Annotated in this window: 18 protein-coding genes and 1 riboswitch; of the genes, 2 read left to right on the plus strand and 16 right to left on the minus strand. The window is 60.1% G+C overall.

The window, feature by feature from the left end:
• Positions 1-48 precede the first annotated feature (48 nt).
• Both HY896_06710 and HY896_06715 read right to left on the minus strand, forming a co-directional pair.
• The gene (locus HY896_06710) at positions 49-1,317 is read right to left on the minus strand and encodes a cytochrome C (protein ID MBI5576040.1); all 1,269 of its coding nucleotides are present in this window, start codon (positions 1,315-1,317) and stop codon (positions 49-51) included.
• A 17-nt stretch (positions 1,318-1,334) separates the two neighbouring features.
• Positions 1,335-1,418: riboswitch (cyclic di-GMP riboswitch) on the minus strand.
• 103 nt (positions 1,419-1,521) lie between these two features.
• Positions 1,522-2,511 carry a hypothetical protein gene (locus HY896_06715; GenBank protein MBI5576041.1) on the minus strand — a complete coding sequence of 330 codons (990 nt, stop codon included), beginning with the start codon at positions 2,509-2,511 and terminating at the stop codon, positions 1,522-1,524.
• A gap of 228 nt (positions 2,512-2,739) precedes the next feature.
• On the opposite strand from HY896_06715, the gene HY896_06720 reads away from it, so the two are divergent.
• A complete protein-coding gene (locus tag HY896_06720) occupies positions 2,740-4,008 on the plus strand; it encodes a cytochrome c3 family protein (protein MBI5576042.1) in 1,269 nt (422 codons plus the stop codon).
• A gap of 205 nt (positions 4,009-4,213) precedes the next feature.
• Entirely contained in the window at positions 4,214-4,897 is a 684-nt protein-coding gene (locus HY896_06725; GenBank protein MBI5576043.1) for a response regulator, read from the plus strand.
• Positions 4,898-4,912: 15 nt separating this feature from the next.
• Here the strand turns inward: HY896_06725 and HY896_06730 are convergent, their stop codons facing one another.
• The 14 genes from HY896_06730 to HY896_06795 all read right to left on the minus strand — a co-directional run bounded on the left by HY896_06730 (position 4,913) and on the right by HY896_06795 (position 23,974).
• A complete protein-coding gene (locus HY896_06730; GenBank protein ID MBI5576044.1) occupies positions 4,913-6,301 on the minus strand; it encodes a sigma-54-dependent Fis family transcriptional regulator in 1,389 nt (462 codons plus the stop codon).
• On the minus strand, positions 6,298-7,752 hold the full coding sequence (locus tag HY896_06735; GenBank protein ID MBI5576045.1) for a HAMP domain-containing protein: 1,455 nt from the start codon (positions 7,750-7,752) through the stop codon (positions 6,298-6,300). Before HY896_06735 ends, HY896_06730 begins: the two co-directional genes overlap by 4 nt.
• Before the next feature lie 9 nt (positions 7,753-7,761).
• Complete coding sequence (locus HY896_06740; protein MBI5576046.1) at positions 7,762-8,670, minus strand: phosphate/phosphite/phosphonate ABC transporter substrate-binding protein; 909 nt, start codon at positions 8,668-8,670, stop codon at positions 7,762-7,764.
• Between the two features lie 49 nt (positions 8,671-8,719).
• Positions 8,720-9,628 (minus strand): phosphate/phosphite/phosphonate ABC transporter substrate-binding protein, encoded by a 909-nt coding sequence (locus HY896_06745; protein ID MBI5576047.1) that lies wholly within the window; start codon positions 9,626-9,628, stop codon positions 8,720-8,722.
• Between the two features lie 41 nt (positions 9,629-9,669).
• Positions 9,670-12,819, minus strand: a complete 3,150-nt coding sequence (locus HY896_06750) for a cytochrome c3 family protein (protein MBI5576048.1) — start codon at positions 12,817-12,819, stop codon at positions 9,670-9,672.
• Between the two features lie 22 nt (positions 12,820-12,841).
• Positions 12,842-13,459, minus strand: a complete 618-nt coding sequence (locus HY896_06755) for a hypothetical protein (GenBank protein ID MBI5576049.1) — start codon at positions 13,457-13,459, stop codon at positions 12,842-12,844.
• A 15-nt stretch (positions 13,460-13,474) separates the two neighbouring features.
• Positions 13,475-14,077, minus strand: a complete 603-nt coding sequence (locus HY896_06760; protein MBI5576050.1) for a hypothetical protein — start codon at positions 14,075-14,077, stop codon at positions 13,475-13,477.
• Positions 14,078-14,088: 11 nt separating this feature from the next.
• Positions 14,089-15,846: a hypothetical protein gene (locus tag HY896_06765; GenBank protein MBI5576051.1), complete on the minus strand. Its 1,758-nt coding sequence runs from the start codon at positions 15,844-15,846 to the stop codon at positions 14,089-14,091.
• A gap of 11 nt (positions 15,847-15,857) precedes the next feature.
• Positions 15,858-17,261, minus strand: a complete 1,404-nt coding sequence (locus tag HY896_06770) for a hypothetical protein (GenBank protein ID MBI5576052.1) — start codon at positions 17,259-17,261, stop codon at positions 15,858-15,860.
• A gap of 29 nt (positions 17,262-17,290) precedes the next feature.
• Positions 17,291-18,301, minus strand: coding sequence for a hypothetical protein (locus HY896_06775; GenBank protein MBI5576053.1), 1,011 nt, complete (start codon positions 18,299-18,301; stop codon positions 17,291-17,293).
• 4 nt (positions 18,302-18,305) lie between these two features.
• On the minus strand, positions 18,306-19,295 hold the full coding sequence (locus HY896_06780; protein ID MBI5576054.1) for a hypothetical protein: 990 nt from the start codon (positions 19,293-19,295) through the stop codon (positions 18,306-18,308).
• A 43-nt stretch (positions 19,296-19,338) separates the two neighbouring features.
• Positions 19,339-20,250 (minus strand): NHL repeat-containing protein, encoded by a 912-nt coding sequence (locus tag HY896_06785; protein ID MBI5576055.1) that lies wholly within the window; start codon positions 20,248-20,250, stop codon positions 19,339-19,341.
• 18 nt (positions 20,251-20,268) lie between these two features.
• Positions 20,269-22,437: a PD40 domain-containing protein gene (locus HY896_06790; protein ID MBI5576056.1), complete on the minus strand. Its 2,169-nt coding sequence runs from the start codon at positions 22,435-22,437 to the stop codon at positions 20,269-20,271.
• A 196-nt stretch (positions 22,438-22,633) separates the two neighbouring features.
• Positions 22,634-23,974: a hypothetical protein gene (locus HY896_06795; GenBank protein ID MBI5576057.1), complete on the minus strand. Its 1,341-nt coding sequence runs from the start codon at positions 23,972-23,974 to the stop codon at positions 22,634-22,636.
• Positions 23,975-24,052: the final 78 nt, after the last annotated feature.

The following is a 24,052-nucleotide window of genomic DNA, read 5'->3' on the forward strand; positions in this document are numbered from 1 at the left end:
CCCGGTTTACTTCAGCCGGACAAGACGATTCCGGCTACACGATCGACATCAGTCCTTCGCGTGGCACTTGTTGCAGAACACACGCTGATACGTCGCAAACTGTGTTACCGGCCTGTCATAGTATGCCGTCTTCCACTCGGCCATCGTCCGGCCGCGGTGCTGGAGCGGTGCACGGGAACTGGTCATGGCGGGGTTGTCGCTTCCCAGGTAATTCGAAGCGACTGTCATGAATTCATAGCCGTTGTCGTAGCGAAGCATTTCCGCCACGCCGGAGGCATGCGCCCTGTGGCAGGACAGGCACATGACCTGGTCGGTGCTTCCCGGACCCGCTTTGAGGGCGGAGGAGCCGTTGTTTCCGGCAAGAGCCGCAAGGGCCGTGTAATCGCCGCTGTTCGTCGCGAACGGAGCAAGGGACGAGAACGCGGTCGCCGAGGTTCCGGTCAGGTCGCCGGATTTTACATAGGAGTTGTAGTTGGCTGCAATGGTGCTGCCGAGCGATTCATCGACCGGGTGCACGTAGTTGCCGCTGGAATGCATGGCGCCGTGGCAGGTCGCGCACCACTGCCCCCAGGTTACGTGCCCGCTGGCCGTGGCGACACCGTATGCTACGCGGACCTGGTTGTCGGCCTCGGTCTGGTTGTAGGACGACGGGGCCTTGGCGGCGGGAACGCCGTTGAAGGTTATCCCGTCTTTCGTGTATCCCGCGCCGGCCAGGAGCCTGTACACGCCGACCGCCTCGGTCGCCGTAGGCTCGTTGCTGGTGCCGTTATAGGAACCGGAAGCCTTTATGGGTGCTCCGGTCTTCGCGATCGTGCCGCTCTGGAGTCTCCTGTACTGGCCGTGAGGGTCATGGCAGGAATTGCAGGCGAGCTGCGCGGAGGGGAATGTCCCGCCCGGGGCCGCGGCATTGATCGGATCCACTACGTATCCGAAGTCGCCCGCGATGATGTTGTGGCCGTGGATCGCGCCATCCTCGGTATTGGTAGTACCCTGATACGTATAGGTGTAGGTCTTCCTCAGCCAGCCGAAGTCGCCGCCGGGAGTCCGGTTCACGGGCGACACGCCGTCGCCCATGGCGGAGGCGGTGGTGCTGATATGGTAGCTCGACAGCGTGGGCCCGTCGTGGCAGGTAAGACACGTGGAGCTCTGGTCCCCTCCGACAAGCAGGAAGGACCCGCCAGCCTTGGGGCTGTGCATGCTGTGGCAGCCTTCGCACTCGGCGACGCCGCCCGAATGGAACGCGTAAGCCGTGGTGCCCATTCCGACCGCAAAAAGCGCGGCCGATAGAACGATAAGTGTGATCTTTGCCGCTTTCATTTCTCCTCCTTCAGTTCTCCGGCAGCCCGGCCGTCCTTGCCTAACGCAAGCACCCGTTGGCTTTGTGCCCCCGCCTTGCGACAGGTTTACCTTTTTCGGAGGAGTTTTCAGGGTTCATTGCGACTACCGACCCGACATTGCGTAAATCCAGGTTGCCGTTCCCTCCACGATCTTGCCGGCAGCACCTCCTTTCGATAGATGGAATCATTGCCGTCCCCCTTCCGTTCCGTAGGAAGACAGAGAAAAAACTGAAACCCCCCGGTTTCTCAACTGCGTCACGTACAGCTTTCCCGAATTGCCCACGGCCACTTCGTTCGGCCGAATCAGGTTCCAGGGTTTCTCTCCCCGGTATCCGAACTCCTGGACGAACCTGAATTCCCTGTCGAACACCATCACGACGCTGCGAAGCCGCTCGACCACCAGGTAATTGCCTTCGTCGTCGACCGCTATGCCGCTTATGACTCCGAACATTCCGGGAGCGGAACCGGACTTGCCGAAAGAGACGATCAGCTTCCCTTCCGGCGACACTACGTACGCCTTGAAATGCACGGCGACCGTGAACAACATGTTCCCCGAACGATCCACGCTGAAACCGAAGATTTCGGTGGTCAGCCTGTCCTTCTCGGGAACATCGACGATCCGGCCGAAGTCATAACCTTTTTGGAATTTGCCGTTTCGATCGGTGACTATCGCCTGCATCCTGCTCGTGCTCACCAGGAGCAATTCCCCGCCGCGCATAAACATGCGGTTCGGGCAGAAACCATAAAAATCGCCCGGAAGACCGCCGATCCTGACCGTACCTTTCAGATCTCCGCGGTAATTGCACTTCGAAATCCAGTAATCGGGACCGTCTGCGGGGTGGCTGAAATCGAAGGAAAGGAGAAGCAGGTCACCCTTTTCATCGACGGCGATATCGTAAATCGTGCCGAGCGCCCGATTATCGCCGAACCAGAACACTTCCATGCCGGTTTCGTTGAAAACCTTTACGATTCCGCGGTCAAGGACGTATACCTCATCCCTTGCCCGGTCCACGTGAAGCCTTACATCGCTATAAGGAATCTTTCCCGAAAAATTAGAAAGGTTGTAAAGGTACGCGGACTTTACGTTCGTTGCGAACGCCGGGAAGGAACAAACCAGCAGAAGAAAGAAAGCCGGCAGAATCCTGATCGCTTGTTTTTTGTTGTAACTCCTCATGGCGAATCGTTATCAGCAAGCCATATGCCAATCCAAATATAGGCATATTGGCCTTATATAACGACATGTTATGAGTTGCAGATTTCCGAAGGGACCGTTTTACGGGGAAATAACGAGTGCAGCTTGGGGTTTTCACCGATGCCGGCTGATTTCAACAAACTGTCATATTTTTGACGCTTTGATATAAATTCCCACTATCGACCTTCCGAAATATCCACGGGAGGCGCCATGAAAACAATTTCGGACACCCCCTTATCGGCGGCATTCGTCATGACTGCACTTCTGGTTGCCTTCCCCATTCATCGAGCGGCAGCGTTCCACGCAGGAGGCGTGGGTGAGTGCTCAGGATGCCACTCCTCCCACAGCGCGGGGGCAAACAATCCCTTCCTTCTCGTTTCGGGCGACCCGAGTTCCACATGCCTCATGTGCCACATGCAGGCAGGAGAAACAGCCCCGAATGCGCATCACGTGGCAACCGACGAGTCGGACATGCCCTCAGGATCCCCTCCCGTACAGTTGACCCCCGGCGGAGATTTCGGATGGCTTAAGAAAAATTACAAATGGAATGCGGCCGACGGAGGGCCGGGCGGACAGAGCGCCGGCGAGCGGCACGGGCATAACATCGTGGCAGCCGTTTACGGATTCGCGGCGGACACCACGCTGACGGCCGCCCCGGGGGGCGCCTACCCCGCAGCCGGTCTGTCCTGCACAAGCTGCCATGACCCCCACGGAAGATATCGCCGCCTGGCGGACGGAACCATACAATCCAAGGGATCGCCGGTAGTCGATTCTGGGTCGTACAAAACCAGCCCGGATCCCACGGAGACGACTGCGGTCGGCGTTTACAGGATGCTCGGCGGCAAGGGATACTCAAGGCCCGGGGCAAGCGAAACGTTCAACTTCGATCCTCCCGCGGCTGTCGCCCCGCCGGATTACAACCGGTCCGAAAGCGGTTCCGACACGCGGGTCGCCTACGGCGGCGGCATGTCGGAATGGTGCACGAATTGCCACGGAGCCTACACCGGGAACCGCAACGCGCCCGGCCACCCGGCTGGAAGCCTCGTCAAGATGACGCCTCGCGCCGTCTCGAATTACAACGCATACGTGTCCTCCGGAAACGTCACCGGAACTTCTTCGACCGCCTACACGTCCCTCGTGCCGTTCGAAATGGGCACTTCCGATTACGCTCTCCTGAAAAAAGCGGCATCCACGGACGGTTCGATGAAAGCGGGGCCGGATACCAACTCCAACGTGATGTGCGTCTCCTGCCACCGGGCGCACGCCTCCGCATGGGACCAGGCGGCCCGCTGGAACATGAAATCCGAATTCATCCTTTACAACGGAGACTATCCGGGCGCGGACAGGACCGATCTGCCCTTACGCATGTCACAGGGTCGCACGAAGACGGAAACCAGGCGCGCTTACCATGAAAGACCGCCGATCGCTTTCGCGAGCTACCAGCGGACACTCTGCAACAAGTGCCACACCATGGATTGACCGGGGATTGACCGATAGAATTAACATCGCGCATTCACCAATTGTGGGGAAATCCCCCTGCACAAGAGGGTATTTCGCCGAAAAAAACAATGTGATTCTTTCGATCCTGCTCCGCTCCTACGTTCAACATGCCGAATTATTAAAACAAACTTGCTATTGAAAATCCTTTTCTTTAATAGGCATATAAATTGCTCTCTTGCGGAGCATGCTCGAAACCGCCCTTAAACGGGTCCTCGTCGTCGACGACGACAACCTGATCTGCTGGGCTCTCGATAAGGAGTTCAACGGCTCCGGCCTGACATCGAATTCGGTGGAAAATATCGCGGATGCCCTCGAAGAATTGAAAAGGGAACACTACGACGTCGTGTTCCTCGACATCCGCCTGCCGGACGGAGACGGAATCGAAATACTGGCGGAGATCGGCAGGATATCGCCGGAGTCGCGAACCGTCGTCATGAGCGGAAACGCGAGCGAGGGAAACCGGCAAAGGGCGTTCGAACGGGGGGCGGTGAAATTCCTCGAAAAACCTTTCGAGATCTCCGAGGCTCACGCCATATTGAGGGACGCATTGGCCGGACGGCTGAAGAAACGGCGGCATGTAAGGAACCCTTGCCGCGTCCCCTTGCGCATCACGATCGTGAAACCGTCCCCGGAGGAGGAGAGGTACAGCGTCACGAGCATACGGGCGGTTATGGCGGATGTGGGATTCGGAGGATTCGGCATTCGGACGAAATATCTCCTGTCAGTCGGGCAATTCGTTCAGGCGCATGTCGACCCGGCGGGAGGGGATAACGTCATGAAGTATTTCACGCCGCAAACGACGGCCGAAGTGGTGTGGGTCGCGCCGTCCGTCGAAAGCTTAACGGCAGGCCTCAAGTTCGTTTCCTGACCCGGACCGCCTGACTTATTCCAACCCGAACTTCTTGATCTGGTACCTGAGGGAGTCGTACGTGATGCCGAGGAGCTTCGCGGCCTGCGTCTTGTTGCCGCCGGATTTCCCCAGCGCCTGGAGGATAAGGTTCCTTTCGACGTCGTCGAGCGACAGCCCCGCTTCAGGGAGGGAAATTCCCTTGCCTGCCGCCGCGCCCACTACGCCTTTCCCGAAGAGGATCTCTTTCGGCAGGTGATCGGGGAGGACCGTCTCGCAGCTTTCCAGGACGACGATCCTTTCGACGACGTTCCTCAGTTCCCTCACGTTGCCCGGCCAGCCGTAGGACAAAAGGAGCTTCCCGGCCGCGGGTGATATGTCCTTTATGGGGGTACGGTTGTATTTCGCCGCGAAAAATTCGAGGAAATGCCTTGTCAATGGAACGATGTCGTCCTGCCGCTCCCGCAGCGGAGGTACATGAAAAGCGAAGACGTTCAGGCGATAATACAGGTCGATCCGGAATTCTCCCTTCTCCACCGATTCCTCGAGGTTCCGGTTCGTGGTGGCGAACACGGTCGCGTCGATGGCGATGTCGTGTTTCCCACCCACGCGCCGCACCTTTCTTTCTTCCAGCACCCGAAGCAGCTTGGCCTGCAGGCTCGGCTTCATGTCCCCGATTTCGTCGAGAAGGATGGAACCTTGTGAGGCCAGCTCGAAGACGCCTTTCTTCTCGGTCTTGGCGTCGGTGAACGATCCCTTCTCGTGGCCGAAGAGCTCGCTCTCGATGAGGGACTCCGGAATCGCCGCGCAATTGACGCCCACGAAAGGCGCGTACCCGGAAGCGCTTTCGCCGCGCATCGTATTATGGATGAATCTCGCGAATATCTCCTTGCCAGTCCCGTTCTCTCCGGTGATCATCACGGACGGGACGCCCGCCTGGGCGAGTTTCTCCGCCTTTTCCTTCAGCTTCCGTATGACGCTCGAGCCGCCCACGATCTCCTTGTAGGCCAGGTCGGTGCTGATCTTCCTGAGGTATTCGACTTCCTGCTTGAGGTTCCCTTTCTCCATGATGGCGTTGACGACTATCTTGACCTCGTCCATGTCGAAGGGCTTGGTGAGGTAATCGACCGCGCCGATCTTCATCGCCTTCACCGCGCTTTCCGCGCTGTCGTCCGACGTCAGCATCACTACCTGGGTGCCGATCCCCCGGTCGACGATCTCCTTCAGTATCTCCATGCCGCTTATGCCGGGAAGCTTGAGGTCCAGCATCACGATATCCGGGGCGAACGGACGAATCCTGTCGAGGATGCCCTGGGGGTCGGTTTCCGCCTGCACTTCGTACCCATCGGCCTTCAACGCCCTCGCCAGCATGGAGACTATCAGGTCGTCGTCGTCCAGCAGGAATACCCGCCCCTTCGTCTTCATGTGGCCGTCTCCGCAGCAACGGCGGCGACGGGAAGCAGGATCCGGAACACCGTGCCGCCTCCCGGGTTGTCTGCGGCAGAAATTTCTCCGCCGTGCTGTTCGATCAGCTGTTTGGAAATGGCCAGTCCCAATCCAGTGCCCTTGGGCTTTGTCGTGAAGAACGGCTGGAAGATCTTTTCGATGTTTTCCCTCGGGATCCCCTTGCCGGTGTCGGCGAATTCGATCCGAAGGAAATCCGTTTCCTTTTCATGGGAGGTGCGCACCGAGAGCGTTCCCCCGTTGGGCATTGCATCCACGGCGTTCAGGACGAGGTTCAGGAAGATCTGCTGGAGCTGCATGGGATCCGCCATCGTTTCCGGGAGCGGCTGAAGGTCCTTCTCTATACGGACGGCGTTCGGGCGGTCCGGCGCAGACGGGCGGCTTTTCATGTAAAAGGCAAGGACGGTGTTGACGAGGCTGTTTACGTTCAGATCCGCAAGCTGCGGCTTGGCCGGCTTGGCGAAGTTAAGGAAGTTCCTCATCAGGGATTCCACGCGCACGACCTCCTGCGCGACTTTGCGGATGACTTCCCGGTCTTCCGCAGACATGCTCGTTTCCTCGGACAGAACGTGCATGGCCACCTTGATGCCCGCGAGCGGGTTCTTGATCTCGTGGGCAAGGCCCGCCGCCAGCTCGCCGACGATCACCATCTGCTCGGTCCGCTGCATCTTCAACATCTGTTCCTTGAGCGATGCCGCCATCTCGTTGAACGATGCAGCCAGCTCTCCGAATTCGTCCTTCAGGGCCTCGACCCGGTGATCCAGGTTTCCGGCTTTCAGCTTTCTCGTCGAATCGAGCAGCACGTTGACCGGGTTCGTCAGCCCGGACAGGAATATGTAGCCGAGGAACGCCGACATCAACGGGCCGATCCCGACGAGGAAATACAGCATATACTTCGTCCGCGCGATGCGGATCATCGCCCTTTGCGTATTCTCCGCAAGCTTCGAGCTCGTGATCGCGATCACGTCCCGGACCTTGCCGATCAGGTCCTCTCCGATCTGGAAGGCCGCATCCTCCTCCGCCAGGATCCTTGCGGTGTTCGCGCGAAGCGTCAGCACGCGGCTCAATGCGTCCTTGTAGGTCTCCGTCTGCTTTTTCAGGTCCTGGAGCCTCTCGGTCGCCTGCTGGTTGTGATGGCAGTCGAAACAGGTATCTACGATCCTTCCCATGCTGACGACGTTCTGGACGACGGTGTCGAAAGTACGCTTATGCCGCGTGTCCTTGAGGGTCAGGTCCGTTTGGACCCTTTTTACCTGCAGCAGGTAGTGCTCCCTCAGGATTTCCACCTGGTGGAGCGTTATCAGCCTGTCGAGCTCAGTCGTCGCGGACTGGATGATGTAGATGATGTAGATGCCGCAGAGGAGAAAAAACAGCGTATAGATGCCAAGGCCGATGATTATCTTCTTCTTCATAAATGAACGTCAGTCGTTGATGTAGTCGTAGGTGGCCAGGTTGAGATGGATTTCACTCGCGTAGTTCACGACGGGGGTGTAATCCGCGTTCGTGGTTTCGATGAACCATCGCGCCCCGAACTGCTCCAGGACCGCCTTCCCCTCCGGATCTTCGTGCATTTTCAGAAGCGCATCCTTCATGCTGCTTCTCAACGCCTTATCGATATCCTTCCGGAGAGCCAGGCCGTTTTCGGGGACGTCGGGAGACTTCGCGAGAATCGTCAGCTCCTTCAGGATACGCGGGTCCGCCTTCGCGACCCGGTAGTACACCGTATTTTTCGCCGCTCCGACATCGGCTTTCCTGTTCAACACGTCGTATACGGCATCCTCGTGCGTCCCCGAGAAATACGCTTCCCCAAGGTATTTCTTCCAGTCGTCGATTCCCGCCTCGTGAAAATACCGCTTCGGGAACAGGTAGCCTGCGGTCGTGGCCTTGTCCACTAAGGCGAACCGCTTTCCCTTCATCTCCCGTCTGGACGCGATGCCGCTGTCCTTCCGCACGAAGATCAACCCGTGGTAGCTCGAGGTGTTGTCGAGCGCAACCGGCCTGGCCAGCACTTCCACCCCGATTTTGGCGTGGGCGAGCGCATATGTGAAACTCCCGAAGAATGCGCCGTCCAATCCCGCCATCTTGAAGTTGTCTATGATGTTCCCGTACCTGGGGAGGATCTTAAGCGTGATCCTCGTCCCGGTTTTCGACGAGAGATAGACGGCAAGGGGCTCGTATCGCTCGATCTGCTTGAAAATGTTCTGTTCCGGAATAAGGCCGATCAGTATGGTCTTTCGCTTGTCCGCGGAAGGCTTGAAAGGCGTATTTTCCTGGCTGCACCCGGCGAGAAGAAAAAGGAAGAGGCATGCGGCGAGCAGATGTCGGGCCATCTTTTAGAATACTACCATATATTTCGATTACTTCGCCATAAATCAAGCGTCAGTCATTTATGTAGTCGTAGGTGGCGAGGCTCAGGCCGGCTTCTTTTGCATACCTTGCCACGGACTCGTAATCCTTGTTCGTGGTCTCGACGAATCTCCGCGCACCGAACTGCTCCAGCACCGACTTTCCCCTGGCGTCGAGGTGCATGTTCAGGAGCGCATCCTTCAAACCGGTTCGGAAGGAATCTTCGATATCCTTCCGGAGCGCCAGGGAGTTTTCCGGCATGTCGGGGGATGTTTCCAGGATCGACAACTCTCTTTTTATCCGCGGGTCGGATACCGCGACCCGGTTGAACACCGTGTTCTTCGACGCGCCTATGTCGGCCTTCCTGTTGAGCACATCGAAGATCGCGTCCTCGTGCGTTCCCGTAAAATAACCCTCCTTGAGATATTTTCTCCAATCGATTCCCTTCTCATGGAAATATTTCAGGGGGAAAAGATAACCGGCGGTCGTCGCCTTGTCCACGAAAGCGAACCGCTTCCCTTTCATGCCGTCGATCGTCCTGATCCCGCTGTCCTTCCTTACGAAAATCATCCCGTGGTAGGTGGATGTGTTGTCGTTGTATTCCGGACGCGCAAGGACTTCCACCCCAAGCTTCGCGTGGGCAAGCGCGTACGTGAAACTCCCGAAAAATGCGCCGTCCAGCCCCGACATCCTGAAATTGTCGATGATGTTCCCGTACCTCGGGAGAATTTTAAGAGATATATTCATCCCGGTTTTCGCGGAGAGATACGCGGCCACGGGTTCGTATCTCTCCAACTGCTTGAATATGTTCTGCTCCGGTATCAGCCCGATAAGGACGGTCTTCCGGTTGACCGCCGGGGATCTTGAAGGAGGATTGTCCTGGCTGCACCCTGCCGCAATAACAACTCCCAGGATAACGATAAAAGCCGATCTCCGGAACATTAATGGCCCCCGTTCATCAACATGAGGATATTGAAAGTTGGCTATAGTTCATGCTGGCCTTTCTTGTGGCAGCGCTTGCAGAGATCGGCCCGCTTGTTCGCATTCGTCATTTTTTCGAAATCGGATCCGTGCGGGTTATGGCAACTGATGCAATCGATGTACTTACCCGTTTTCGCATCCACGTATTTCCCTTTTCCCATCCCGTGGAGGTGAGTGTCGGGAACCTTCGGATGGCAACCAAGGCACAGTTTGTTCATGTCCGCCGAGAGCAGCTTGGGCTGTTCCCCCGTATGCGCCACGTGGCAGCTTTCGCAACCCTTCTCCACGGGTGGGTGCTTATAGGTAACCTTCGCCATTTCCGCGCCGTGGCAATCGAAGCACAGGCCCGGAGAAGAACGGTAAAGCAGGCCCTTCGCAGGCGCGGAGTGCGGCGAATGGCAGCTGCCGCATTTTTTGTCCGAATCGATCGGGAAGTGGCGTGTTTTCCCCGCAAATCCCTTTTTCTTCACATCCTGGTGGCAGTTGAAGCAGAGGTCCGGGCCTCGGGCCGAAAGCTCCTTTTTCCCCTCTCCCGCATGGCATGATACGCACTTCCCCTCGGAATACGGCTGATGTCCGAAGTTGTGCGCCAGCGCCTTTGCGCCCTTTGCGCCGGCATGCGGGTCGTGGCAGGTGAGGCAATCGGCCCTCGAAATATCCATTCCCCTGTGTTTCGGGGCCGCTCCGGCGGCATCGTGGCAGGTCCAGCAGATGTCCGGAACCGGCTTCGAGAGCAGCCGCCTCTGGTTCGTCCCGTGCGGATCGTGGCAGGAACCGCAGGCGCCTTCGGCGACCGGGTCGTGGAGTTTTTTCCCCGCGAGCCCCTGCCTGAACGATTCGTGGCACCCGTAGCAGAACTCCTTCTCCGGTTTCGGCAGAAGGAACCTGTTCCCCGCCGAGTGGGCGGCGTGGCACGCCTTGCACGATCCTTCCTCGAGGGGCTTGTGCCTGTATTTCCTTTGCGGAATGTCGGCCTTGTCGGAATGGCATGCGTTGCAGAATTTCGCACCCTGCGCGACGAGCAGTTTATCCCCCGAAGATGCATGCGGGTCGTGGCATGATACGCACTCTCCCTTCTTCACCGGTCCGTGCACCACAGGGTCCTTCTGCGTCTTCTCCATCCCGGAATGACAGGTGAAGCAGAGCTTCTCCTTCGGCGCGGCCAGCACGATTTCGCCGTTCGCCCCCGCCTTTCCGTGGCATGAATCGCATTTGCGGGTTTTGAACGGCTCGTGGGCCTTTGCCTTCATCAGCTTTCCGGTTACCGAAGAGTGCGGGTCGTGGCACGAGGCGCAGTTGGATTTCCTGTCCGCCATGTCCCGGTGGACCTTCCGGAATTCATCTTTCGTGAGGCTGTGGCAGGAGGCGCACAGGTCCCCCACCGGTTTCACGAGGCTGCCGGGATTGCTGGAGCCGTGTGGGGAGTGGCAGGTGTCGCACTTCTCCTTCTCCACCGGAAGGTGGACCTTCCCCTCCCTGAACCGCTTCTTCTCCTCCTTGTGGCAGGAGTAGCAGAGCTCGGCGCCGGCCAGTGAAAGAAGCTTCGGCCGGTCCGCGCCGTGCGGATCGTGGCAGCCGGCGCAGTCTCCCCGGGCCGCCGGCGTGTGCACCGCCCTTCGCTTGAAGATCTCCTTCAGATCGTCATGGCACGAAAGACACAGCGATTTTTCATCCTTCGCCAGCATTGCCTTCGTGTCGCTGCCGTGAGGACCGTGGCAGGAAACGCACCCTTCCGTGGCGGGGGAGTGGGGGAACTTCTTCGCCACGGCCTTCTTCATGTCCCCGTGGCACGTGTAGCACAGGCCGGCGCCTTCCTGCTTCGTTAGCCCCTTGCCCTCCGAGCGGTGCGGAGTGTGACAAACCGAACACCCCTGTTCGACAAGCGGTTTGTGCTTGCGGCGATATCCCCCGGCTTCCTTCAGGTCGCCGTGGCAGCCGGTGCACAGGACGGCTTCGGCCGCGACGAGCAGCTTCCCGTTCAGCGTCGAGTGGGCGCCGTGGCACGTCAGGCAGCCGTTGTCGTCTAAAGCCGCGTGGCGCGTCCCGGTCCGGGCGAGCTCCTTCGCGACCTTTTCGTGGCAGGAAAGGCAGAGTCCTTCCCCTGCGGACCTGACGAGTTTTTTGTTGTCCGATCCGTGCGATTCGTGGCAGGCGTCGCACCGGCTTTTCGCCATAGGAGCGTGTACCTGCGGCTTTTTGAAATCGTCGTCGAGGCGCAGGTGGCATTCGAGGCATATTCCCTTCAAATCGCCTTTCAGGAGGGGACGCGAAGCGCTTTTGTGCGGCGAGTGGCATTTCAGGCAGTCCCCGTCCCTGGCCGGGAAGTGCGAAACCGGTTTCTTCGTCTTTTTCGAGATGTCGTCGTGGCAGTTGGCGCACAGCTCCTTGACCGGCTGGACCAGGGAGCTCTTCACCTTCCCTTCCGTTCCGACCTCGTGGCAGTCGGCGCAGTCCCCGCGCGCATACGGCTCGTGGACTTCCGGCAACACCCCGCCCTTTTTCGCCGTTCCGTGGGGGCTGTGGCAGGCGGTGCAGGACTGGTTCTTCACCTCCGCTATGTCGTGAGGCTTTTTCCCCGCCGTTTTTTCCGCCGCGTGGCAGGAGAAGCATAGGTCATTTCCAGCCTTCAGCAGCAGCCTCGGTTCGTCGGTCGAGTGAGGCGGGTGACAAAGCGAACACTCCCCGTTCCTGAACGGCGAATGGATCCAGACGCCGGACGAAAGCCGCTTCATCTCCTTGTGGCATTCGAAGCAGACGGAGGACTTGTCGGCGGTTTCCCTGACGAGCCCTTTGAGGTTCGAAGCATGGGGGTCGTGGCAGGCGGTGCACTCGCCTTTTTTCGCCGGAGAGTGCATCGTTTTCTTCCCGAACTTGTCCTTCAGGTCCTTGTGGCACGAATAGCAGAGCTGCGCGCCCTTTTCCTTGAGGATCAGCTTGTTCGAGAAGCCGTGGCGCCGGTGGCACGCCTCGCAGTCCTCCTTCGCCACGGGAGCGTGCACGAATTTCCTTTGATGCGCCGCCTTCGCTTTCGGGTGGCAGTCGTAGCAGCCCTTTTTCGCCGCCAGGATATCGCCCGCGCCACCGGCGAAAATGCAAAGGATTGCGACAGTAGATAAAGCGCCCAGGACCGCTATCCGCCGAACCGTTTTCATCTTTTGCGACCTTCCCTGCAGCCTATTTTCGAAGCGACGCGGAGAACGCCCTGGCCATCTCGGCCGCCGTCTCCTCCGCGAGGTTGTTGATGGAATGGATCCTGCCTATCCCGAAAACCGTTTCCCTGTCGCTGCCTCGCCGGGAGGCGTTGCCCGCCCAGACGATATCCCCCGTGGAGGCGTCGAGTATGCGAAGGGACATCGAGACCACCGGAATCTGTCCCGAGCCCCCCGCCCCCGTGGCGATCTGCATGTCGAAGTCGTGCACCGTTCCCATCATGAACAGGTCCACTCCGAGCCCTCTGCCCAGGGCGACGAGGGTCTCCCTGGGTATGCTGGTCGCCAGCCGTACCCTCTCCTTCGAAAGCATGGCGTTAACCTCGCCGGGATCGAGGACCATAACCGGGGCGTTTTTCAGGAGTTCCACGAGGATGTAGCTTTCCATCGATTTCCCCGCCCCCTGGGTCTTGCTCAAATTCTCGAACGGCAGGATCGCCATCTTCACCCCTTCGCCTTTCCTGAGGCCGGCGCCGGTGAACGGCTTCAGGGTGGGTCCGCACCCGAACAGCAGCGCGGAGACCAGCAGCAGGGCGGCGATCCGCAAACGAGACGATCGGCGTCCGGTAACGTGTATTCCCATCTTCGTACCCGCTTTCTATTTCGAATATGCCTTCTTGTAGAAATCCTTGACGACGATTGCGCACGATTTTTGCGAAAGTTCCCCGAGCGTGAACGTTTCGCCGATGCTGACGACGGGGAGATACGGACCGCCGGTGGCATTTATGCTCCCTTGCCACGCCACTGTTCCGGTGGGAGCGTCGATGAACTTGACCGTCATGGAGATCATCGGGTATTGATCCCCGCCGAGCTGGATCAGCTTGAAGTCGTGGACCGTCCCCGTGAATACCCCCTGGACTCCCGCGACGCTCGCAACCTGGGAAAGCTGGGAGGGACTCAATTCGAGCGTCGACGTCGGAGCGTTCGACCGGACGACCTGCGCCACCACGGCGTTGAACTGCCCCGGGTCCATCACTTCCAGTTCTCCGGCGATAAGCAGCTCGGTCATGAAATTCTCCGTCACCTTCTCCCCCGCGAGCCGGTCCTCGGCCTGGTTGCGGAACGGCATGAGCCCTACCTTCTTGTAAAAAGCAAAGTCCGCCTGGGGGTTCAGGAAACTTCGAGTGCTGACCAGCGAAGAGCAGCCGGCCGCGCACGAGGCGAGCAGGAGCACGAAGCCGAAAAGCATTCTTCTTGCCATTCGATCTCCCATCAGAACGATTTGCTGAAACGGACCCGGAAGAAGTCTGTCCGTTCCTCCCTGAAAAGTTGCGTGCCGGAATAGGCAAGCTCCAGGCTGACACGCTTCCTGAATGCGAGCCCCAGCGTCCCCGAGAAGGTATGGTCGCTCCTGCCTGCCGCCTGCCTCGCGCCGTAGTTCAGGCTCATCTGGTGCCCGCGCCGGAAACGGTAGGCCATCGTTCCAGTGGCCGAATAAGACGATCTCCCGGTCTCCGGCAGCGACACCGTCCCGGAAAGGCCGTAGATGGTCCGCCGGTTGGCCATGTATGAAAGGGAAGTGTTGAAGTTCTGGTTGCCGATCCTGCCGAGGTCCAGCCGTTCGGCGGACGATGCCGAGGAATAGCTGAGCGCCAGGTTCGTCTTGTCGGTAGGTATCGCGTTCACCTGGACCGACTTGTTGACCGAATAACTTTCCGTGACCGGTTCGACGTGGGCCGTAAGGACCCAGTCTCCGATCGCGGTCGAGTTCTTCGTGTACAGGTCGTTGCCGACGACGTCGAAATAGGTGAAGCCGGGAGGACGGTCGTCGAACAGGACCCTGTCCGCCAGCGTCCCGGAAGCGTTGTAGCCGGCCGTGCTTACGAAAGTGCGCGACTCGCTCCGGTTCGCGTTCAGGTTCAGGCGCAGCGAGATCCGCTGCGTCAGGTCCATCGTGGAGTTGACCCCGAAATTGTCGCTTACGTTCCTGCCCTGGTCAGGGTCGGATTCGACGCTCCGCGAACCGCTCGCCCCGAGAAGTACCCCCTCCCTTAGCTGCTTGCTGACGTTGGCGGCGTAAGTGACGAAATCGACGCTGCGCATCGTCTGCGCGTCGTTGAAACGCCTGTTTCCCGTCGTGCCCGAGAACCGCAGGAAGGGATATGGGTCGAGGTTGGCGGTCACGTCGGAGAACTGCTGCGTGGTCCTGGTCACGGCGGCGGACGGGGAATCGAAGTCGGTGTCCGTCCTCGAGTAATTCCCTGTGAATCCGAGCCACGGCAAGGGCCGCGTGTCGGCGCTCATGCGGAAGGCGTTGCCGATCGTCGCCGTCTCCTGCCCCGCGCCGCTCGTGGCGGAAAAGCGGTTGTAATCGTAGTCGCCCGTCAAGGTCGTCCTGGGCAGGATTTCGTAGCTCCCCCCGAAACCCAGCAAGACGGTAGACGACTCCAGCCCCGCCTGCCCTCCGGACGTTCTCCGGTCGTTGGAATACCCCCCGCGGAAGTTCATCCACTTGTACCGGTAGTCGCCGAAGAAGGATGCCGTGTCGCTCGACGTGACCGATCCCCCGGTCGCCGACTCGGTGCGCGAGAAGCTCGCCGAGAGCCGGGGGAGATCCTTGGGGGAAAGAGAAAGGGCCGCCCTGGAATTGCTCGTCTCGGTCAGCTGTGCGGCGGAGCTTATGGTGGAAAAACGGCTATGCTGGAGATTCAGGGCGAACGCCTCCCCGGACAGATCCATACCCAGGTTGCCGACGGGGGATACGTTCAATACGCTCTCTTCGTCGGACCTGGTGTAGTTGAGGCGGAGGCTCAGGCGCGCCTGGATCTTTTTTTTCGTGGGCGGATATAAATCGAGGTTCACTCCGCCCTGGAAAAGCCTGGTGTCGTCCCGGGGCCCTCTCGCGTATGTATCATCGAGGAAGAAATTACCGTTCACGCGTGTTATCGCCTCCGCGCGCTGCGGCGCGGCCGCCGTCAGCAGCGATGCAGCCGCCGCAAGAGCCAGAATTTCGAGCCATCCGGACTTCAACCTCCGCCGACCTATCGCGGGTAGTTGACCGCGTACGATTTCGTCGCATGGCATGTCGGAGTGCAGCTTCCGCCGCCTCCGCCCGGGACGAAGCTCAGGATCCCCGGGCTCCTCCCTGTTGCTATAAGCGCCGGGAACTGCGGCGAGCCGTGGGAATCGTGGCATGCGTAGCACGGGATGTTCCGCTCTCCGACGTGGAAAGCGTGCCCCCTCGTCGAGGATGGGGGGTTGAACCGGCTCGCCTGCTGCTCCGGCGCCGATGAAAACGGATTCGCATACGTCTCGAAGTTGTGGCAGAGGAAACAGAGCTCCTGCCTGGTGACGACGCGGTTGAAGCTTCGTGCGTCGTACGCCCTGCGGAGCAGGTTGGGGAACTGCGATCCGTGCGGCCCTTTAAGGTTCGAATCGTCGGAGCCGTGGCAGTCGGCGCAATGGATGACGCTCATTGCGTTCCTCCCCGCCACGAACGCTGCCGGGTTGATCCCCGTGTTTTTCCCCTGTGCTTCCACCGGATGGAAGGAGGCGTTGTTCACGTTGAACAAACGGGCCATGTCCTGCTCGCCCGGCGGCTGGTTCGTCCACGACGAGTGGCACTTGAAGCAGATCTCGTATTCCAGCACCGGGGTGCTTACGTCGTTCGCAGGACGGTACTCGTAGAAAGGAATGGTCCCAGCGGCTCCGTTCACGACCCTTATGCGGCTCACCCTCGAGTTGCGGTTGGAGGCCGCAGGCGGGGCCGGCGGCAAGGGGTCCGCGGAAACGGCGTGTGCGTTGTGGCAGTCGGCGCATTCCGCATGCCGGTTGCCGCCGACGTAGGAAAAGAGCGCAGGGTCGCCTCCCTCGCCGGCACGGTGTTTTCCGGCCGTAATGACCGCGGGGTGGCTGTACGGCTTGCGGATCTCGCGCGCGATGTCGCGGAACGAGGGGTCTCCGTCGTGGCAGGCCGTGCAGAGGCTTTCCTCCCGTGCGACCATCTGGCTCGGTATCGCTCCCCGACTGTCCTGGCGGCCATGGGGGTCGTGGCAGTTCAGGCATTTGCCCGCTGCGCCAGCCTCCCTCCTCGAAGGCGGATACGGTCCCGGCCAGACCGTGCGTCCGTCGGTGCGATGGTTCGATGATTCGTAAGCGATCCGGCCGGGGTAGGTGCCGGCTATATTTTCGTTCTGGTGGCACGTAAAACAGAGTTCGTTGTCGTTCTCCCGCCAAAGCGCCTTGGGAAACCTGGCCTGGGCGTCTTCGTCCACGTGGCAATGGTTGCACCCGCCCCTGGATATCGCAGGGTCGCGCAGAACGCCCGTGACGGGGTTTCCGTGCCCGGTTTCGGCGTAAACACCCGCGGCCGCCGGCAAGGCACAGACCGTCCCCGCCATGATCGCGATCGCGAAGTTTACGAGCGCATGCCGCCTGCGGCTCATGCCCGTGGCGATCCTCCTTCCGGGCGCGTCTATCGGTTGTGGCACTGCTGGCACCCCGCTATCGAATCGGCGGGCCTACCGGGTTCCTTGTACGGCCACACCAAGCCCTTCCGATATTTCCCGCCGTGCGCCAGGTGGCAGCTTCCGCACATGACCTGGTTGCTTGCCGACACGGTTTTCGACGAGGCGAAATCGACCGCCCCGGCCGCCTGGAACCGCAGCCTCGGCACTCCTTCCACAAGGTCGCCCGTCGCAGTTCCGAAGCCGGCCCCCGAGCCGTCCGCCCAGTGGGCCGGATCCGTCGGCCACCCGGAGGGATATCCCGCTCCGTCGATCGGAACGTCGGAAAGATGGTGGAGCCGGTTGCCCGGCAGGTTCACGCTCGACTTCAGCCGGTCGTGGCACTCGGCGCACCATGCGGACGTTCCGGCCTTGTATCCTTCGTTCGACTCCTTGTATGCGGCGGCCGTGGCCGCGGCCGACGGAGGATCGCCGGGAGGCGCCTCCCTGAATACGTCCTTTCCCATCTCCGTTCCGATCCCCTGCCCTCCCGCCGGCGCGGTGAGAACGTTCCTGTAGTTGGGGGTCCCATGCGGGTCGTGGCAGGAGGCGCAAGTAAGGGTCGCGTTCGAAAGGGTGCTGAAAGGGACGGACGTCGAATTAATCCCGAGATCGTGCCCGTTCTGGTTGGCGGCGCCTCCGCTGTTGGAGAAAGATCCGGCCCCGGAGTGCTCGTCGCCGCTTCCCGAATACATCGTCACGGGTTCGAGGACGTCGGGAGCCTTGGGGTCGCTGCCGTCGTGGCAGAAAAGACAGAGCTTGTTGGTGGTGGCCCGGACCAGGAGCCTGGGAAACGGCCCTCCCGGCTCCACCTTCGCGGGCACGCCGCCCGCCTCGCTGTAGTGAAGCGTGTGGCAGTCGCCGCACGGCTGCCGGTTCTTCTGCAGGTCGTGATAGTAGGCGTGCGACACGTGCCCGGCGGCCAGGAACAGGAAGAGTCCTCCCGCGATCGATCCGCAATACAGGGACGCTCGTCTCATCCGCCTAATCCTTCAGGTCTCCCACCTGGAAAACCTGGACGCGCTCCGCCCCTTTCTCGAGGACGAAGAGCTCCCCTTTCTCGCCGAAACAGAGATCGACCGGAAAGAAGAACCCCCCGCTTTCGGTCGTCTCTTCCAGCCGCCCGAAGTTGAAAAGGAACTCTCCTTCCGCGGAGAACACCTTCAGCCGGTGCTGGAACGGGTCGGCGATCCAGAGCCGGCCCTTCGCGTCGGATGCGAACCCGGTCGGAAACGACATGTTCCTGTCCGACTTGTCGCCATGGTCTCCGAAGGAACGCAGGAGCTTGCCGCCGTCGTCGAAGAGCTGCACCGCCTTCCCCTGTGCGCTGACGCCCACGATACGCCCGCCGCTTTCCCTCCCGGCTTTCTGGAGGTAATCGAACTTTCCCATCGACCGGATAAAATCTCCCCGCGAGGACAAGAGAAGGATTTCATTGCCGTCCAGGTCGGCGACATAAACCCGGTCGTCCCTGCCAAGCGTGATCCGGCCGGGTGAAACCTTGCGGCCCGCCGCATGGGCGAGGTCTATTTCGTCGGAGATCGCCCCCCCCGGACTGAAGATCTTCAGCAGGCCGGTCCGCACCTCGCTGACGTAGATCCGGCCCGCGTTGTCCAGCGCAACGCCGTACGGCGTGACCAGGCCCGCATCCGCGCCCATCCTCTTGACGATAGACCCGGCTTTGTCGAGGATGACTACCTCGCCGGACTCGAAGCTCGAAACGATCAGTTCCCCGCTTTTTCCGTCCCGGACGATCGCGAGAGGGCTCCTCAACGCCCGCTCTCCACCCTCATCCTTGAAGACGGCGATCCGCCGGATCTCGGGAGCCATGACCTGCGCGAACCCCGGATGCGCGGCAAAAAGCAAGTTCAAACCCGCTGCTGCGAGCAGGATCCGCACCATGAACGTCGCGCCGCCAAGCCGGCGGGCGAGCCCCCGCGAGGGACACCCCGTGAGGCGTGCGTAGCCCGGCACTGTAACGGAAAATATTTTCGGAGCGGAAGACATCGGCTGTCGCTCAGATACCGGCGATCGAAAACACCGAGATCCGATTCCCCCCTTCTTCAAGGACGTACAGGTTCTCGTGCGGATCGACGGCAAGGTCCGCCGGGGAGAACAGGCCCTCTCCGCTCATCGAGAAGATCACGTTCCCGAGCGGATCGAGCGCCTTTATCCCGCGACCCCCCTCCTCAACGACCCATATCCGGCTTCGCGCGTCTACCGCGAGGGCCTTGATCCTGAGCGGCTCCCTCGAGCGCAGGGTTGATGTTCCGATCGTCCGAAGCTGTTTCCCGCGGTCGTCGTACACCCGGATCCCCCCGAACCCCGGGTCCGCCACGTATATCTTTCCCGTACGGTCGACCCATATGTCCGCGGGCTCGCCGACGTCTGCGATGGAGAAACGCAGCTTCTCGTCAGCCCCGAAGGCAAGGACCTGCCGGTTCCCCCGGTCGGCGACGTAAAGATCGCCGTTCCAGTCCGCGAAAAGCGCGGCCGGCTGCACCGGCGACGTTCTTCTGTATTGCTTGAGATCTATCTCGCGGTACGCCTCGGCGGCAACGGCGTCGTACCCGTCGAGCGCCTTCACGATTTCGCTTTCCCTCCCGGCGATGAAAAGCTTCCCTCCGCGCGTTGCGGCCACAGCCCTCGGATATCCCAGCTCGCCGCCTTTCCCCAGGACCTTGACGATCTGTCCTTTGCGGTCCAGAACGGAAACCTGGTGCAGCAGCGGATTGGCGACCGAAAGGTATCCCCTTTGCTCGTCGTACCAGAGGCCTGTCGGGGAAAGTAAGGCGAGGTCCGGACCGGAAGGAACGATCGTGACGGACCTTTCCAGGCACAGCGTCCGGGCGGGTGCCGGCGCAAGGATCATGAGTGCGGCCGTCAGCACGACCGCGAAAAGATCCTTTCGTGAAAATACATGGCGCATCCCTGCCGGTTCCCTTCCCTATTCCTTTGCCGCGGGGTCGACCCGGCCGGGCTGCGCCGGTTTCAGGAAGAATGGTCTTTTATCCGAGCCGTCGCTGTTCATGACGAACAGGCGCTCGTCGTTCTCATCCAGCGAGACGTAAACGATGGTCCCTTCCTCCGGAAGAAGCGCGGGGAATATCGCTCCCGTCTCCGTCAGCGGCGCCGGCTGGCCCCCCTCCGCCTTCACGGCGAATACGTTGGGAATTCCGTTATGCAAGGCCGTGAATATGACGTGCTCGTCAGTCGCATCGAAAAACGGCCGGTGGGTATATTCCGGCTGGAACACCTGGAACTGGCTGTCCACCTCGCTGGAATGAAGTTTTTTCGTTTCCGTTCCGTCGGCGTTCGATGCGATGAGCTCGCGAACGACCTTCTTCCCGTCGTAAACTGTAAAGGTGTATCCGATCTTTTTCCCGGCCGCGGACCAGAACGGATGGGAAGCCGTGGACGGAGGCCTGTCCTCGCCCTTGTTGCTCTCCGCGAACGATGTCACGCGAACCCTGCCGGTCCCGTCTCCCTTCATCGTCCAGACATCGACCCCGTCCGTGAATGCGATCTTCTTCCCGTCGTTGGACCACTTCGGCTGAAGGTAAAGCTCGGCCGCGACCTCAGGGGCCGAAGGATAGCGCAGATCGCTCAACCGGAACGCATTGTCCGACGCCGTCAGCATGTACAGGCCCGGCGTCTCGCCGTATCTCGGTATGGCGCTTACAAGGACCTTGTCGTCCTGGATGGAAGCATCGGCGTCGAGATAGGACCTGAGATCGCCATTGTTGGGAAAATCGATCGGGCCCTTCTCCGAGAAGGCGTGCAGCCCCCTTGCCGAAAACACAAGGAGCCCCTCGCTGCGCGGAAGCCAGAATATTCGGGTGTCGCCTTCAAGCGCGAAACCGGGATAAGAAGCCGATTCCTCTCCCGCGATACCCGCGACCTTCAAGAATTCGACCCCTCCCTCGTTGGTGAAGAAGGCCACCTTCGTCGCGTCCGGAGAAGGCACTGGCATCCATGCGGAAGGCCTGCTCTTCGCGAGCGGTTTTACGCTTCCCGTAATCCCGTCAAGTAGGTAGAGCTCGGCGGAGCCGCTCCTCTCCGAAACCCCGGCGAGGACGATGTCTTTTCCGCCGGGGGAAAGCGAAAAATCGGACAGGTGCAGTTCGGGGGGCGAAATCCTCCTCTCGATGCCGGATGCCATATCAAGCCGCCAGAGCGCGTTGACGCCCACCTGCCTGTTGCCCGACTTCCTGGTCTCATGCGGCGCCCGCGGTTTTTCCCTGTCATCGTCCACCTTCGCGCCTGCGGTGTTGTCGGCTGCGACGGCGTTATCCGCAGGCACGATCTCTATATCCTGCCCGATGTAAAAAATCCCCTTGCCGTCGACATCCCATGCGATACGTCGCCCCGCGAGCCTCGGGGCCTTGAGGACCGTGACCTCCTTGCCGGACAGATCCATGGTGCGGATCTCGAACTCGCCGGGGCTGGTGGGGAACGGATAGGCTATGAGCCCCGCCTTGTTCGAATAGGCCGGTGTCCCGATGTACTTGTTCAGAAGCGGCTTGCTCTCCATATCGGACAGGTCGATCTCCCAGATTCCGACTCCGTACGTCTTGCCGGCCTCGTAATAGACCTTTCGGCTGTCCGGGCTAAAAAAAACCGATCGGACGCTTATCTTTTCGGTCACCGCCTCGACCCTCGATCCGTCCGAGGTGCCGATCCACAGGTCCCGTACGTTTTGCTGTTCCCCGGGGGCCGTGAAAGCGAAAAGCTTCCCGTCCGGCGACTCGATCGGGATCCCTGCGTTGGGAGGGATACCGGGAATCCGTTCTTCCGGCCTGCCTCCGTCGATGCCGATCCGTAAAACCTCCTCGTACCCCTTGCGCCTGGCGGAGAACAGGATGGTTTTTCCGTCCGGCGCCCAGCGGAAATGAGAAACCCCGCGAGTCGTAAGCCGCCGTTTTCCGGAACCGTCGGCGTTCATCACCCAAAGGTCCGCAGGCGTATGCAATGTGGAGGAAAGAAAGGCTATCTTGCTTCCGTCGGGAGAGTGGACAGGGCTTCTGCCTCCGTTGGGTTCGGCGCTGTTGGCCGGGTTGAACGCAGACATGACAATTATAAAGATAACGGTTAACGACAGCAGATACTTTTTCATACTACTTCACCACCCTTACGGCCCATTTCTATCGCATGTGATGGGAAACGGAAATCCACCGGGAGAGAATGGAATTCTTCCATGTTTCCGACATGATGGAAATGGAAATATAACAATTTGAACCGTAGTTTGCAAGGCATAATTAAGAACCGTTATCAAACGATTCCCTGTCCTTTTTTCCCCAAAGTAACTATTATCAAAATCCCTTGACGTAAGCTTTTGTCCCGCCCTTCTGATGGCACTTTCCGCACCCGAATGCAGGGTTGTCCCCGATCGAGACCGCGCCCGTGAAATCCTGCTGCCCGGCGGGGAGAAACGAGTGGGAGTTCGTGTCCCACCGGGTCATGTTTTCGTAGTTCGAAGCGTGCGCCTTGTGGCATGTGAGGCACATGATACGGTCCGTAGCCGCAAGCGTTGCCGGATCGGAGGCGGAGGCGACGTTCGCCCTGACGGAGAAGTCGGCATCCCCCTTAACCAAAGGGTATTTCCAGTCATAACCAACGGGGTTCGGGTTGTTCCCCTGTGAATTCGTAACGGCCGCATTGTAGGTATCGATGCCGTACTTGCTTCCGGTCGATCTATCCATAGTCACGTTGGTCGGGTGCCGTATCCATGCATCGCCCGACCGGGTCTTGTCGTTGTCGGCGTTCCTGTTCTCGCCGTTTCCTCCGTGGAAGTCGCCATGACAGACGGCGCAGAACGAGGAGAAGCCGCCCCGGTAGACGTTCTTGTTCGTGTCCGACTCGGCCGTGTTCGGGTACAGTTTCGCGCCTTCGAGCGGGTTACCGTCCTTGCGAGTATTCAAATACGTGGTCTCGTTCGGGCCTCCCCGTATGTCGCCGCGCGAGTTGGAAAGGATCGGCTCGTATCCCGGCGCGGTCGTCCCTTCGTTACCCCCATAGCTCTCGACGCCTTTCGCCGCCGTCTCGCTCCCCGTGTGAACGATCCCGTTCACCTTGCGGCGCAACTGTCTCCATGCCGCCACGTTTTCACCGAACCGGTTGTGGGGATCGTGGCACGAGGCGCAGTCCCAGTCGTTCGTCGAAAATCCTCCTCCGGGAGACGCCGTCAACACCGGGTCCGAAGGCATGACCATCGACTGAACCCCCCTGCTCTTCCCCGGGTTGTGTCCCTTCTTCGGATCGTTGAAGCTCAAATGGAAATCCCCGCCCGGCAACGCGTAATTCGACGGGATGTTCCCGGCGCTGCTCATCACCGCCGGGGCCTTGAATGCGGTGCTCGCGGGATAGAGATGGCATTGCAGGCATATGTCGGTGACCGTTGGCTGCTTGAGAAGTCTCGCGTACGGCCCGGGATTCCCCGTGGTCCCGGCGATGATCGGAGCGCCGTCCTCGCTGTTGTGTATCGTATGGCAGTCGTAGCAAACCAGCCCGTCGTACGAGTGGTAAAGCCGCGTGTTCACGCTCCCGGTTATATAGTCGATAAAAGCGTATGCCGGAGGCGCGGCGCCGAAGCAAAGCGCGGCCATCGAACAAGCGAGGACGAAGCCGGCGGCGGCTCTGGTTCTTTTATTCATGATCACCCCCCGGAGGTGGTGAAGCCCTGCGGGCGTGGAGTCACGCCCGCAGGGCGGCATGAAACATTCTCAAATGGA

It is taken from the genome of Deltaproteobacteria bacterium (assembly GCA_016218975.1).
Classification (GTDB): Bacteria; Desulfobacterota; Deferrimicrobia; order Deferrimicrobiales; family Deferrimicrobiaceae; genus JAENIX01.

Coding starts and splice junctions, on each gene's coding strand:
- HY896_06710 (MBI5576040.1), bottom strand. CDS start 1,317: ATGAAAGCGGCAAAGATCACACTTATCGTTCTATCGGCCGCGCTTTTT.
- HY896_06715 (MBI5576041.1), bottom strand. CDS start 2,511: ATGAGGAGTTACAACAAAAAACAAGCGATCAGGATTCTGCCGGCTTTC.
- HY896_06720 (MBI5576042.1), top strand. CDS start 2,740: ATGAAAACAATTTCGGACACCCCCTTATCGGCGGCATTCGTCATGACT.
- HY896_06725 (MBI5576043.1), top strand. CDS start 4,214: ATGCTCGAAACCGCCCTTAAACGGGTCCTCGTCGTCGACGACGACAAC.
- HY896_06730 (MBI5576044.1), bottom strand. CDS start 6,301: ATGAAGACGAAGGGGCGGGTATTCCTGCTGGACGACGACGACCTGATA.
- HY896_06735 (MBI5576045.1), bottom strand. CDS start 7,752: ATGAAGAAGAAGATAATCATCGGCCTTGGCATCTATACGCTGTTTTTT.
- HY896_06740 (MBI5576046.1), bottom strand. CDS start 8,670: ATGGCCCGACATCTGCTCGCCGCATGCCTCTTCCTTTTTCTTCTCGCC.
- HY896_06745 (MBI5576047.1), bottom strand. CDS start 9,628: ATGTTCCGGAGATCGGCTTTTATCGTTATCCTGGGAGTTGTTATTGCG.
- HY896_06750 (MBI5576048.1), bottom strand. CDS start 12,819: ATGAAAACGGTTCGGCGGATAGCGGTCCTGGGCGCTTTATCTACTGTC.
- HY896_06755 (MBI5576049.1), bottom strand. CDS start 13,459: ATGGGAATACACGTTACCGGACGCCGATCGTCTCGTTTGCGGATCGCC.
- HY896_06760 (MBI5576050.1), bottom strand. CDS start 14,077: ATGGCAAGAAGAATGCTTTTCGGCTTCGTGCTCCTGCTCGCCTCGTGC.
- HY896_06770 (MBI5576052.1), bottom strand. CDS start 17,261: ATGAGCCGCAGGCGGCATGCGCTCGTAAACTTCGCGATCGCGATCATG.
- HY896_06775 (MBI5576053.1), bottom strand. CDS start 18,301: ATGAGACGAGCGTCCCTGTATTGCGGATCGATCGCGGGAGGACTCTTC.
- HY896_06785 (MBI5576055.1), bottom strand. CDS start 20,250: ATGCGCCATGTATTTTCACGAAAGGATCTTTTCGCGGTCGTGCTGACG.
- HY896_06790 (MBI5576056.1), bottom strand. CDS start 22,437: ATGAAAAAGTATCTGCTGTCGTTAACCGTTATCTTTATAATTGTCATG.
- HY896_06795 (MBI5576057.1), bottom strand. CDS start 23,974: ATGAATAAAAGAACCAGAGCCGCCGCCGGCTTCGTCCTCGCTTGTTCG.